Origin of the sequence: Lactobacillus sp. (genome assembly GCF_051873315.1) — a bacterium.
Taxonomy (GTDB): domain Bacteria; phylum Bacillota; class Bacilli; order Lactobacillales; family Lactobacillaceae; genus Lactobacillus.
Window position 1 is genome coordinate 26,247 of record NZ_JBJEES010000064.1, and the last position, 12,404, is coordinate 38,650.

Consider the following 12,404-nt stretch of genomic DNA (forward strand, 5'->3'; position numbering starts at 1 on the left):
CTAATTGCGGGCATACATCTTGAACTCCAGGAAGAGGTCATTGTATTCCTGCACCTTGCTGCTTGGCAGATCCCGATAAACTTCCAAATTCTTGATTGTCGACATTGGCGGGTAGAACTGTGCATCTTCCCGGACGGATTTTGGCAATAGCTTCTGAGCCGCGGTATTCGGGGTCGAGTAGCCGATGTATTCAGCATTTTGCGCCGCGTTTTTCGGATCCAGCATGAAGTTGATGAACTTATAAGCTGCTTCCTTATTCTTGCAAGTCTTAGGGATGACGATGTTGTCAAACCACAAGTTGGAACCTTGGGCCGGTACTACATAGTGAATATGTGAATCTTGGTTCATCATCGTGGCGGCTTCCCCGGAGTAAGTGACCCCAATCCAGGCTTCATTTTGCACCATGTACATCTTCAGTTCATCAGCCACGATTGCCTTGACGTTCTTGCCAATTTTGTCCAGCTTGGCCTTAGCTGCCTTAAGGTGGGCAGAATTAGTGTCGTTCATGGAATAACCCATGGAAACCAAGGCCATGCCCATGATATCGCGGGCTGAGTCAACCAGCAGGATCTGATCCCGGTACTTTTTCTTCCAGAGGTCATTCCATGTCTTGATCTCACCTTCTTTGATATAGCGGTCATTGTAGACGATACCCAAGGTGCCCCAGAAGTAAGGGACTGAGTACTCATTCTTTTCGTCAAAGGACTTGTGCAAAAATTCCTTGCCGATGTACTTAAAATTGCTCAAGCGGCTGGTATCAATCTTGTCTAAAAGATTGTCCCGGCGCAACTTGGTGATCATGTAATCAGACGGCACGGCCAAATCATAAGCCGTCCCGCCTTGCTTGATCTTGGTGTACATGGCTTCATTGGAATCGAAGGTCTCATAGATGACATGGTAGCCGGTCTGCTTTTCAAACTTGGTGATTAGGTCCGGGTCAATATAGTCACCCCAGTTGTAAATGATCAAGTCTTTCTTGCTTGACGCGGAGCCGCCGCTGGAACTGTCCAATTTCTGCGCCCCCAGGAAAAGGCCGAAGCTGACCAAGAGGATGGCCAGGGCCGCGGAAAGTATTTTTTTCATCGCAGCAGCCCTCCCAGCTTATTAGCCTTCTTGCCTTGCCGCTTGGCCAGGAAATAGTAGACCCCGACTAAAAGCAGGACAAACAAGAAGATAATCGTGCTCAAGGCATTTACTTCCAGGTCAATCCCCTGCCGGGCCCGGGAGTAGATTTCAACAGACAAAGTGGTAAAGCCGTTCCCGGTCACGAAGAAAGTAACCGCAAAGTCATCCAAGGAGTAGGTCAAGGCCATGAAGAAGCCCGACAAAATCCCCGGCGTAAGGGCCGGCAGGAGGACCTGGCTGAAGACTTGGTAGTTGTTTGCCCCCAGGTCCCGGGCCGCGTCAACCAGGGAATTGTCCATTTCCTTCAACTTGGGCAGAACCATCAAAACCACGATCGGTACGGAAAAAGCGATGTGGCTGAGCAAGACGGAGGCAAAGCCCAGACTGAAGCCCAAGGCGGTAAAGAGGATCAGGAAGCTGGCCCCGATAATAACGTCGGGTGAGACGATCAAGATATTGTTCAAAGACAGGAGGACCTTGCGGGAAGCCTCCTTGCTGCGCTGGATGGCAATGGCCCCAAAAGTCCCCAAAATAGTTGCCGCCAGGCTGGACAAAAGAGCCAGCATGATCGTCTCCAGCAAGATGGCCAAAAGCCGTTTGTCAGCAAACAAGGTCTGGTAGTGCTCCCAGGTAAAATGGCGGAAATGGTCCATGCTGGAACCGCTGGAGAAAGAAAAGTAGATCAGGTAGAAAATCGGCAGGTAGAGGATCAGCAGCACCAGGCCAAAGTACACCCTGCCCCAAATGGTCTTTTTCATAATTCAATTTCCTTCTTGTGCTGCTTGCGCGAAGTCAGCAGCATCACAATTGACATCAAGGCAATCAAGATTACCCCGATAGTCGCCCCCATATTCCAGTTCATCGTCGTCAGGAAATACTCCTCAACTGCCGTACCCAGGGTGATCACCCGGTTGCCCCCGATCAAGCGGGTCAGCATGAAGAGGGACAGAGACGGGATGAAGATGGCCTGGATGCCAGATTCAACGCCCGGCCAGGATAAAGGCCAGATCACATAGCGGAAGGTCTGCCAGAAATTGGCCCCCAGGTCTGAGCTGGCGCTTAAAAGAGCCGGGTCAATTTCCTTCAGCGAGTTGTAGATAGGCATGACCATGAAGGGAATTTCGATATAGGTCGCCACGAAAATAAAGGCGAAGTCGGTAAACATGATTCCTACCGGGCCAATGCCAAAGAGTCCGAGAAACTGGTTGACCATCCCGCTTCGGGAAAAAATCCCGATAAAGGCATAAGCCTTGAGCAAAAGGTTGATCCAGGTCGGCAAAATGATCAGCATCAGCCAGAACTGCTGGTTTTTCAGCCTGGTCAAAACCAGGGCTGTCGGATAAGAGACCAGCAGACAGATAAAGGTGATCAAGAGGGCATACCAAAAGGAATTAGCCATCATCCGCAAAAAAGTGCCATTAGAGAAAAAGGCACTGAAATTCTGCAGGGTCAAATGGCTATGAGCATCAGTCAGTGAATAGCCCAAGATGAGGACCAGCGGGGCAATCACAAAGAGGCCGATCCAAAGCAGGTAAGGCAAAAGAAACAAAAGCCGGTTCTTTTTCATCGCTAGTCCTCACCTTCATAAGTTTCCAGCCGGGCATCGAATTCTTCTTCGGTTTCGCCCAGCCGCATGACGTGGATGTCTTCCGGATCAAAGAAGATGCCGACTTCCTGGCCGATCTGGACACCGTTGGTGGAATGGATCAGCCATTCAAAGCCGTCCTGACCAACAGCCTTGATTTCAAAGTGGTCGCCCAGGAAAAGCTGGCTCTGCACTGTCACCAGCAGTTTGCCAGCGGCTGGCTCCGTAATGTCCAGATCTTCTGGCCGCAGGACGACTTCAACTTTTTCCCCAGGGGTGATCCCGGCGTCGGCACATTCAAAATTCTTGCCGGCAAATTCTACGGCAAAGTCCCGGATCATCCGGCCAGACAAAATGTTGGAGTCCCCGATGAAGCGGGCAACGAAGTCATTGACTGGTTCGTCGTAAATGTCCACCGGCGTCCCGCTCTGCTGGATCTCCCCGTCGTTTAAGACGAAAATTTCATCACTCATAGCCAGTGCTTCTTCCTGGTCGTGAGTGACAAAAATAAAGGTAATCCCCAGTTTCTTCTGGATAGCCCGGAGTTCAAACTGCATTTCTTTTCTAAGGCGCTTGTCCAAGGCTGACAGGCATTCGTCCAAAAGCAGCACCTTAGGTTCATTGATGATCGCCCGGGCGATCGCCACCCGCTGCTGCTGGCCACCGGAAAGTTCGGAAATTTCCCGGTTGGCATAACCATCCAGGCGGACAGTATGCAAGGCATCTTTGACCTTTTCCCGGATTTCGCTTTCCGGCCGCCGGCGCAGTTTCAAGGCAAAAGCAACGTTTTCATAGACATTCAAGTGCGGAAAAAGAGCATAATTCTGAAAAACCGTATTGATATGCCGCTTTGAAGCGTCAAGATTGGTAATATCCTGGCCGTCAAAATAGACCTTGCCGGCTGATGCTTCCGTAAAGCCGGCAATAATCCGCAAAATCGTCGTTTTACCTGAGCCTGATGGCCCCAGCAAAGAGTAGAACTTGCCGGACTCAAGCTCAAGGTTGATGTCCTTCAAGGCTACAAAGCCATCATCATACTGCTTGGTGATGTGATCTAACTTAATAATTTCCATTTGCTGTTCCTGTTTTTCTTTTTCTTTTATCTTCTATTCTAATCCATTATTCCTCGCCAATGATGCGGACTTCAGTTTGCAAAGCAATCCCGTCTTTTTCCTTAATCGTCTTTTGAATATAGTGAATCAAATTGAGATAGTCGGTTGCCGTGGCTCCGCCCTTGTTGACGATAAAGCCGGCATGCTTGGTCGACACCTGGGCCCCGCCGATCTGCTTGCCCTGCAGGCCAGCCTTGATGATCATCGGACCGACAAAGTGACCGGTTGGCCGCTTGAAGACTGAGCCGCAGGATGGATATTCCAGTGGCTGCTTGTAGCTTCTGAGAGCGTTCAAGTAGTTCATCTGGTCCAAGATTGCAAGCTTGTCACCTGCCTTTAAGGCAAAAGTTGCCTCAATGACGATTTCATCATTTTCCTGCAAAAGGGAGTGCCGGTAAGAAAAATGCAACTCGGAGTTCGTGTAGGTCTTGACCTCACCGTCTCTGGTCACAACCGTGGCGCTTTCCAGGCAGTCTTTGGTTTCACCGCCATAAGCCCCAGCGTTCATGAAGACGGCTCCGCCAACTGAGCCGGGAATCCCCGCGGCAAATTCCAGGCCAGACAGGCCGGCATTCCCTGCCGCGAAAGAGGTATCGATGATTCTGGCCCCGGCTTGGGCGTGGACCTTATTAGCTTCGACCTTGATCTCTTTCATTTCCGTCAAGATCAAAACCAGGCCCCTGATCCCCTTGTCGCGGATGATCAAGTTAGACGCGTTGCCAATTACCGTAACCGGCAGCTGGTCTTCCTTGGCCGCGGCCAGGGCCCCTTGCAGCTCTGCCAAATTCTTTGGGAAAGCCAGGTATTCAGCCGGTCCCCCGGTTTGGGTAAAAGTATAGCGGCTCAAAGGAATGTTTTCTTGCAAATCAAGTCCTTGCGCTTTTAAATCATACAGCTTCAATTAAAATTGCCTCCTCTAAATCTTCCTTTTGATATTTTACCGCATTCACGCTGTGTTATACTAGCTTGGACCAAGTTTGCTTGGCTTAATTTGACTTATGTTCAAACGGAGGCTTTTACAAATGATGAATTTCGTCGCCATGGACTTTGAAACTGCCAACCAACACCCGGCCAGCGCCTGCTCTTTAGCCCTGGTTCTAGTGCGAGGCAGCAAGATTATCGACCGCTTCTACACGGTCATCAATCCCCAGATGGCCTTTGACGCCCAGCAGGTCAAGGTGCACGATATTACCGCGGAAGACGTGGCAGGGGCGCCGACCATGGCCGAGGTCTGGCCCAAGATCCAGCCTCTTTTCCAGCCGGGGATGCTGGTGGCGGCCCACAATGCCCGCTTTGACTGCAATGTGATGAAGCAGTCCCTGGCCCGCTACGGGATTGCCGAGCCCCACTACCTGGTGTTAGACAGCCTCAAGGTCAGCCGGGAGCTGGAGCCAGGCCTGGAAAACTACCAGCTCAACACTGTCTCTGACCTTTTAGGCGTTGAGCTTTGGCACCACCATAACGCCTTAAGCGACAGCGAAGCCTGCGCCGGCATCCTCTTAAAAGAAGAGGAAAAACGGGGCAGCGAGCTTTTGAAGAAATTTGTCTACCAAGTCTAGGCAAAAAAATGGATCAGCAGCAAGCTGGTCCATTTTTGCTTTTGTATTTGCTTTTTGTTTTTTCTTTACTGCTTTTCCTGGTAAAGACGGCAGGCGCTTTCTGCCCAGGCAGCCGCTCTTTGCCCGTGCGGGACGAGCTCAACCAAGCGCTTGGTTGAATCCCAGGAGTCGTCAACCCGGGTCAAAACCAGCTCCAAAAAGTCGCTGGGCAGGTCAGCCTGGATCACCTGGGGCCATTCGATGATGACCACGCCTTCTTCAGCCAGGTAGTCATTTAAGTCGATTGAAGCCAGGTCATCGCCTTCCAGCCGGTAAAAGTCCATGTGAAAAAGGGGCAGCTTCCCTTCCCGGTATTCCCGAACCAGGGTAAAGGTCGGGCTCTTGACTGGCCGCTTAATCCCCAGAGCCCGGCCAAAGCCTTGGGTCATCGTGGTCTTGCCGGCCCCCAGGTCCCCTTTTAAGAGCAAAAGGTCGTGGGGCTGGGCACTTTGGGCCAGAGCGGCGCCAAAAGCCTGCATGTCAGCAGCGGAATTGATTGCTAATTCTGTCATCTGCTTTTTAACCTTCCATTACGGCTTGAGCCGCCGTCAAAATCCCGATCTTGTAGACATCATCGGCGCTACAGCCCCGAGAGAGGTCGTTGACCGGCTTGGCAATCCCCTGCAAAACCGGGCCGATTGCCGTAAAGTTGCCAAGGCGCTGGGTAATCTTGTAGGCGATGTTGCCTGACTGCAGTTCCGGGAAAATGAAGACATTGGCCTGACCGCCTACGGCTGAGCCAGGTGCCTTAAGTTCCGCAACGGCTGGCACGAAGGCCGCGTCAAACTGCAAGTCGCCGTCAGCCGGGATGTCCGGGTACTTTTCCTTAAACATTTTGGCAGCTTCCGCCACCTTGTCCACCTGCGGGCCCTTGGCTGAGCCGTGAGTTGAGAAGCTGAGGAAGGCCACCTTCGGGTCGATCCCGATCATCTTGGCCGTAGCGGCTGACTGAGCCGCGAATTCAACCAGCTGGTCGCTGGTCGGGTCGATGGAAATCGCGCAGTCAGCAAAGACATACTTTTCTTCTCCTCTTTCCATGATGAAGGAGCCGGAAATCCGGTGCATCCCCGGCTTGGTCTTCAAAATGAAGAGGGCTGGCCGGACCGTATCCGCCGTTGAGTGGGCCGCCCCGGACACCATCCCGTCGGCCTGGCCGGTGTAAACCAGCATGGTCCCGTAGAAGTTGGCATCACGCAAGGCTGCTTCAGCTTCTTCCATGGTCTGGAAGTGCTTGCCCCCGGCCATCCGGTCGTGGAACTTTTCCACCATCTGGTCAAAGTCCGGGCTGTTTTGGTAGTCCACGATTTCGATCCCGGTCATGTCCAGGCCTTCTTTTTCCGCCAGGGCCAGGACCTGGTCCTTTTGCCCCAAGACGATCGGTTCAACCAAGTCATCTTGCTTCAAGCGGCTGACCGCCGTCAAGATCCGCGGGTCCTCCCCTTCCGGGAAAACGATCCGCTGCTTGTCTTTTTGCTTAATCAATTGCTTTAATTGTTCAAAAACTTCCATCAATAATCTCCTCAAAAAATCATGCTTCCGGGTTTTGCGGTAATTGCCAGTCAACCGGAGCCAGGCCGAACTCCTCTAAGGCCGCGTTGCATCTTGAAAAGGGCCGGGAGCCGAAGAAGCCGCGGTTAGCCGAAAAAGGACTCGGGTGGGCTGACTTGATAATGACGTTCTTTTCCTGGTCGATCAAGGGAATCTTGTTTTGGGCAAAACGGCCCCACAGGATAAAGACGACCTGTCCCCGCTCACTCAAGGCCTTAATAGCAGCATCTGTCACCGCCTCCCAGCCCTTGCCCTGGTGGCCGTTAGCCTGGCCATATGGCACGGTCAAAACGGCATTGAGCAAGAGGACGCCCTGGTCAGCCCAGCGCTTGAGATAGCCGTGGTTTACCGGCTGAGCCCCAACGTCGTCATAGAGTTCTTTATAAATGTTGCGCAAGGACGGCGGCAGGGGCGTACCCGGCATGACGGAAAAGCTCATGCCATTGGCCTGGCCGGGATTGTGGTAGGGGTCCTGGCCCAAAATGACAACCTTGGTATCTTTAAAAGGAGTCAATTTGAAGGCCGTAAAGATATGGTACATGTCCGGATAGATCTGCTTGGTCTGGTATTCTTCTTTCAAAAAATCATGCAGCGTGTGATATTCATCACTTTCAAAAACCGGGGCAAGGACCTGGTCCCAATCATTTCCAATAAAATGTTTCATCTGTAATTCACCTTAGTCAATCTTACCATGATTGCCCCTTGATTTAAAGGAACTAGTGAAATTATTCACGACAACTTTTTTCAAATAAAGAAATGTATTCCTGTAATCAAACTTCCTCCTTTATGTTATTATGAAATCGATAACAACAAGGAGGTAATAACATGATTAAACTGATCGCCTGTGACTTGGACGGGACCCTGCTGAACTCTTCAATGGAAATTTCTGACGCCAATGTGCAAGCCATCAAACGGGCTCAAGAAAACGGGATTGAATTCATGGTCGCCAGCGGCCGGGCACCCCATGAATCCCAGCCCATGCTTAAAGAATACGGAATTAACTGCGGCTTTATCAACTTAAACGGGGGCTTGGTCTTCGACACGGCTGGCAACCTGATCGTCAAGAATCCCCTGAAGCTGGAAACCGCCAAGAAGATCTGCCGCCTGCTTAAAAAAGAAGGCTTCTACTTCGAACTGGTCACCAGCAACCACGTCTACTCAGAAGACTTGAGCCAGCGGATCACCAACGTGGCCCACTTGATGGTGGAACTGAACCCTATGCTGACCTTCAAGCAGGCCGTTTTGGTTTCAGCCAGCAAGCCAGCCATCGTCAGCATCCAGCAGGTGCCAAGCTATGAAGACTTGATGGATGAACCAGGCACTGAAGTAATGAAGATCCTGGTCTTCGATTCCCGGGGCCAGTACGCTTTCACTGACGTCATCAAGGAAATTGAACAAATCGACAAGCTCTCAATTACTTCCAGCGCGGCCGACAACATCGAAATCAACGCTGCTAATGCGCAAAAGGGCCAGTCCCTGCTGGACTACGCGGCGGCCAAGGGCATCCAGCGCGAGGAAATTGCGGCCATCGGCGACAACATGAACGATGAAAGCATGATCCAGGCTGCCGGTACCGGGGTGGCCATGGGCAATGCCGTTCCGCAGATCAAGACGATTGCCAGCTTCGTCACCAAGAGCAACAATGAAGACGGGGTAGCTTGGGCTATCGACAAGATCATTGCTGACAACCAAAAAGAGCAGGACCAATGATTTACACTCTCTACCTGACCCAAGAAGGCCGCACGGGCCAGATTCCAATCACTGACGAGGAAGGCAAGCCTTTTGGATCAATCCGCGGCCGCCTGGACAATCCAAACCACACCCTTTACCTGCTGGACACCAGCGGTGAAGAGATCGGCCGCCTTTTTAGCGACGGAACAGGCCTAATTGCCTCTTACACCCTGGACGTGATTCACCACTCCTTGGTCCACGTCAAGAAGGTCAACAGCCGCCAGACCAACCTGTTCTACATTACCCGGCTCAACTACTGGGTCAATGGCAGCGTCAAGCAAGGCAGCTACTCCTTCCGCGGCGGCTTCAAGAAGGTTGCTTCCGTTGACACGGTCGTTGCCGACAAGGGGATTACCTTGACCTGCCAGATCAGCCGGGAGGAAGATACTCCCTTCATCCTTTTGATTGCAGTTCTCTTTACCCAGTGGCACGTTACCCCGCTCGATTTGCCGGACTTGTTCCCGAATCTCAACCGGCGGGCGACCAGCACGGCCAGCTTCTTCAGACTGTTTTTACCATGTGGTCGTAAACGCGGTCGCCAATAGTCATTGAATTAGTCGTTACGAAACCCTTGCGCAAGTATAACTGCTGTGCGCGAGGGTTTTCTAGATCCACATTCAAGCTGATCTTCTTGTAGCCATGCTTCTTGGCCAGTTTCGGAGCCAGTTCCAGCAAGCGGCTGGCAATCCCCTTCCCCCAGTCCTTAGGAGAAACCGCCAAGGCATCGATGTACCATTCGCCCTTTTGGGCTTCCTTGTCGGTGAAGATATCAGTGGTCATCGGCAGGCCAACCTTGGCCATTTCTTTTCTAAGAACCACGTCGATAATGCCCTGGGCCTTGTCCGGGTACATGCAGATCATCCCTCTGACCCGGTCATTTTCGTCAGTCTCGACCCAGATCCGGTTGTAGGAATAGCGGTAGTTTTCTGAGATAAAGCCCAGCCGCATCAAGTCGTAGAACTGGCTCTCCGGCAGGCGGTTGATGGTGTCCATGTCCATCTCGTCAAAGATCTGGTTCAAAATCGGGTAAATTGCTTCAAAGTCGCTTTTCCTTGCCTTGCGGATCATATTTTTCTCCTTTTCTTCTGAATTCTTGTTTTCTTTGTATTTTCTATATAACTTTTGATCTTACAATTCATGTTACTATAGTCAGAAGAAAAATGATAATCTACCGCTTTTTTGGGCAAACAAAAAGTTCCTAACAGTTAATCTACTCACGTACTTAACCGTTAGGAACTTCTTCTATCTTCAATTGTCGACTACATTTTATGGTGGTCTCAGTCCTTTCCCGAGCCTAATTTAGTTATGCTCTGCGAATTTAAGCTAAACTTTCTGGTGGAGTATCCTCCTTGAATATTAACTCTTTCCTTTTGTTTACACTTATATAATACCACCTTTGTAAGCGGTGTCAACAAATAGACTGAGATTTTTTAGAAAAAAACTTTAAAAAGCAAAAAGAACAAAAGAGAAAGAAGATAGAGAAGTAAAAAAGGCAAAAAGAAAAACGCTCCCGAGGGAGCGTTTTTGATATGACAGTCAAAAATTAGTCTTGGTAGTTTACCAAAGCCAGGTATGAGTCTGGCTTAAGTGAAGCACCACCAACCAAGCCACCGTCGATGTCTGGCTTAGCCATCAATTCCTTAACGTTGGCTGGCTTTACTGAACCGCCGTATTGGATGCGGACGTTTTCAGCAGTTTCTTCGTTGTACAAGTCCTTAACAGTTTCACGGATAGTCTTGCACATTTCTTCTGCTTGGTCGCTTGAAGCAGTCTTGCCAGTGCCGATCGCCCAGATTGGTTCGTAAGCGATCACCAGCTTGGAAACTTGTTCACTAGTCAAGCCTTCCAAGCCAGCCTTGATTTGGCTGACAACCCATTCGTTTTCTTTGCCGGCTTCACGGGTTTCCAGTGATTCACCGCAGCAAAGAATTGGAGTCATGCCGTTGGCAAAGATAGCCTTAGCCTTCTTGTTGATGTCTTCGTCAGTTTCGTGGAAGTAGCCACGGCGTTCTGAGTGGCCGATGATGACGTATTGCACGCCCATTTCCTTCAAAACTGCTGGAGAGTTTTCACCAGTGAAGGCACCGGAGTTTTCCCAGTAGCAGTTTTCTGCACCGACGTGCAGGTTTGAGCCTTCGGCAGCCTTCAGCAAAGCGTCAAGGTCAACTGCTGGTGCACAGATCAATGATTCAACCTTTGATGGGTCTGGCAATTGGTCCTTAACAGCGTTTACGAACTCAACAGTTTCCTTTGGGTTCATGTTCAGCTTCCAGTTACCAGCAATAATTGGGGTACGTGACATTTGAAAAATCCTCCTAAACTACTTGTCTGAAACGCAAGCGATACCTGGCAATTCCTTACCTTCAAGGTATTCAAGAGATGCGCCACCACCAGTTGAGATGTGAGTCAACTTAGGAGCGATCCCCAATTGCTTGGCAGCAGCAGTTGAGTCACCACCGCCGACAATAGTAGTAGCGTCTGGCAAGTCAGCCAAAGCACGACCAACTTCCAAAGTACCCTTGGCGAAGTTTGGCATTTCGAAGACGCCCATTGGCCCGTTCCAAACAACAGTCTTGGCACCTTCAAGAGTCTTCTTGAAGAGTTCAACAGTCTTAGGACCGATGTCCAAGCCCATTTCGTTGTCTGGGATGTCTTGGCCAACAACTTCTGAAGCTGCATCGTTGTTGAATTCAGTTGCGGCTACGTTGTCGATTGGCAGAACCAGCTTGTCGCCAGCCTTTTCCAACAATTCCTTGGCAAATTCAACCTTGTCGTCTTCAACCAGGGACTTGCCGATCTTGTGGCCTTGAGCCTTCAAGAAGGTGTAAGCCATACCACCACCGATGATGATGTGGTCAGCCTTTGGAATCAAGTTGGTGATAACGCCGATCTTGTCAGAAACCTTAGCACCACCAAGGATAGTTACGAATGGGTGAACTGGGTTAGCAACAGCGTTGCCCAGGAACTTGATTTCCTTTTCAAGCAGGAAACCAGCAGCTGCAGGCTTGCCGGCAGCCTTCATGGCAGTAGCGATACCAACGTTTGAAGCGTGGCTTCTGTGAGCAGTACCGAAGGCGTCGTTTACAAATACGTCACCCAATGATGCCCAGTATTCACCCAGCTTAGGGTCGTTCTTTGATTCCCGCTTGCCGAAGTCGTTGTCGATGTCTTGGAAACGAGTGTTTTCCAAAACAACTACGTCGCCGTCCTTCATGTTGTTGATAGCGTCTTCAACTTCCTTGCCTTCGTTTGAAGGTACGAAAGTTACAGGCTTTTCAAGCAATTCGCTCAAACGCTTGGCAACTGGAGCCAGGCTCAAGCTCTTCTTGTCTTCATCGCTCTTGATCCGGCCAAGGTGGGAAAGCAAGATAGCCTTGCCGCCGTTTTCGATGATGTACTTAATGGTTGGCAAAGCAGCTACGATACGGTTGTCGTCGCCAATAACGCCGTCCTTAATCGGCACGTTGAAGTCAACGCGAACCAAAACCTTCTTGTCCTTAACGTCTACGTCAGAAACAATCAATTTAGCCATTGAAAAAAATCTCCTATATTCATCGAAAAAAGACGGAAGGAAGATATTTCCCTCCGCCTTCTTTCACACTACTAATTCAATTTAGAGAACTTTAAATTAAAGAGTAGCAAAGTGCAACAAAGTACGAACCATTTGGCAAGTGAATGAGTATTCGTTGTCGTACCAAGCAACAG

The 12,404-nt window shown here is 50.4% G+C and carries 14 protein-coding genes; 3 read left to right on the forward strand and 11 right to left on the reverse strand.

What is annotated here, in order from left to right; translation table 11 throughout:
* The 5 genes from ACI32D_RS03955 to murB are packed head-to-tail and all read right to left on the reverse strand — an operon-like array spanning position 1 to position 4,723.
* The gene (locus ACI32D_RS03955) at positions 1 to 1,083 is read right to left on the reverse strand and encodes an ABC transporter substrate-binding protein (RefSeq protein ID WP_439775347.1); all 1,083 of its coding nucleotides are present in this window, start codon (positions 1,081 to 1,083) and stop codon (positions 1 to 3) included.
* Positions 1,080 to 1,883 carry an ABC transporter permease gene (locus ACI32D_RS03960; protein WP_439775348.1) on the reverse strand — a complete coding sequence of 268 codons (804 nt, stop codon included), beginning with the start codon at positions 1,881 to 1,883 and terminating at the stop codon, positions 1,080 to 1,082. The genes ACI32D_RS03955 and ACI32D_RS03960 overlap by 4 nt, the downstream gene beginning before the upstream one ends.
* Positions 1,880 to 2,692 (reverse strand): ABC transporter permease, encoded by an 813-nt coding sequence (locus ACI32D_RS03965; protein ID WP_439775349.1) that lies wholly within the window; start codon positions 2,690 to 2,692, stop codon positions 1,880 to 1,882. The genes ACI32D_RS03960 and ACI32D_RS03965 overlap by 4 nt, the downstream gene beginning before the upstream one ends.
* 2 nt (positions 2,693 to 2,694) lie before the next feature.
* A complete protein-coding gene (locus ACI32D_RS03970; protein ID WP_439775350.1) occupies positions 2,695 to 3,783 on the reverse strand; it encodes an ABC transporter ATP-binding protein in 1,089 nt (362 codons plus the stop codon).
* Between the two features lie 46 nt (positions 3,784 to 3,829).
* Positions 3,830 to 4,723 (reverse strand): UDP-N-acetylmuramate dehydrogenase, encoded by an 894-nt coding sequence (murB, locus tag ACI32D_RS03975; protein ID WP_439775351.1) that lies wholly within the window; start codon positions 4,721 to 4,723, stop codon positions 3,830 to 3,832.
* A 124-nt stretch (positions 4,724 to 4,847) separates the two neighbouring features.
* Here murB and ACI32D_RS03980 point away from each other — a divergent pair, with 124 nt between their 5' ends.
* A complete protein-coding gene (locus ACI32D_RS03980; RefSeq protein ID WP_439775360.1) occupies positions 4,848 to 5,381 on the forward strand; it encodes a 3'-5' exonuclease in 534 nt (177 codons plus the stop codon).
* Between the two features lie 65 nt (positions 5,382 to 5,446).
* Here the strand turns inward: ACI32D_RS03980 and tsaE are convergent, their stop codons facing one another.
* The 3 genes from tsaE to ACI32D_RS03995 are packed head-to-tail and all read right to left on the reverse strand — an operon-like array spanning position 5,447 to position 7,632.
* Positions 5,447 to 5,932 (reverse strand): tRNA (adenosine(37)-N6)-threonylcarbamoyltransferase complex ATPase subunit type 1 TsaE, encoded by a 486-nt coding sequence (gene tsaE / locus ACI32D_RS03985; RefSeq protein WP_439775352.1) that lies wholly within the window; start codon positions 5,930 to 5,932, stop codon positions 5,447 to 5,449.
* A 7-nt stretch (positions 5,933 to 5,939) separates the two neighbouring features.
* Positions 5,940 to 6,929 carry a phosphate acetyltransferase gene (pta, locus tag ACI32D_RS03990; protein ID WP_439775353.1) on the reverse strand — a complete coding sequence of 330 codons (990 nt, stop codon included), beginning with the start codon at positions 6,927 to 6,929 and terminating at the stop codon, positions 5,940 to 5,942.
* A gap of 19 nt (positions 6,930 to 6,948) precedes the next feature.
* The gene (locus ACI32D_RS03995; protein WP_439775354.1) at positions 6,949 to 7,632 is read right to left on the reverse strand and encodes a uracil-DNA glycosylase; all 684 of its coding nucleotides are present in this window, start codon (positions 7,630 to 7,632) and stop codon (positions 6,949 to 6,951) included.
* A 161-nt stretch (positions 7,633 to 7,793) separates the two neighbouring features.
* Between ACI32D_RS03995 and ACI32D_RS04000 the strand changes: the two genes are divergently transcribed.
* Both ACI32D_RS04000 and ACI32D_RS04005 read left to right on the forward strand, forming a co-directional pair.
* Positions 7,794 to 8,678, forward strand: coding sequence for a Cof-type HAD-IIB family hydrolase (locus ACI32D_RS04000; protein ID WP_439775355.1), 885 nt, complete (start codon positions 7,794 to 7,796; stop codon positions 8,676 to 8,678).
* Positions 8,675 to 9,244 (forward strand): hypothetical protein, encoded by a 570-nt coding sequence (locus ACI32D_RS04005; RefSeq protein WP_439775356.1) that lies wholly within the window; start codon positions 8,675 to 8,677, stop codon positions 9,242 to 9,244. The genes ACI32D_RS04000 and ACI32D_RS04005 overlap by 4 nt, the downstream gene beginning before the upstream one ends.
* Here ACI32D_RS04005 and ACI32D_RS04010 read toward each other — a convergent pair.
* From ACI32D_RS04010 to ACI32D_RS04020, 3 genes are all read right to left on the reverse strand, one after another.
* Entirely contained in the window at positions 9,201 to 9,767 is a 567-nt protein-coding gene (locus ACI32D_RS04010) for a GNAT family N-acetyltransferase (protein ID WP_439775357.1), read from the reverse strand. The genes ACI32D_RS04005 and ACI32D_RS04010 overlap by 44 nt on opposite strands.
* Before the next feature lie 475 nt (positions 9,768 to 10,242).
* Positions 10,243 to 11,001 (reverse strand): triose-phosphate isomerase, encoded by a 759-nt coding sequence (gene tpiA, locus ACI32D_RS04015; protein ID WP_439775358.1) that lies wholly within the window; start codon positions 10,999 to 11,001, stop codon positions 10,243 to 10,245.
* Positions 11,002 to 11,019: 18 nt separating this feature from the next.
* Positions 11,020 to 12,231: a phosphoglycerate kinase gene (locus ACI32D_RS04020; RefSeq protein ID WP_439775359.1), complete on the reverse strand. Its 1,212-nt coding sequence runs from the start codon at positions 12,229 to 12,231 to the stop codon at positions 11,020 to 11,022.
* Positions 12,232 to 12,404 lie beyond the last annotated feature (173 nt).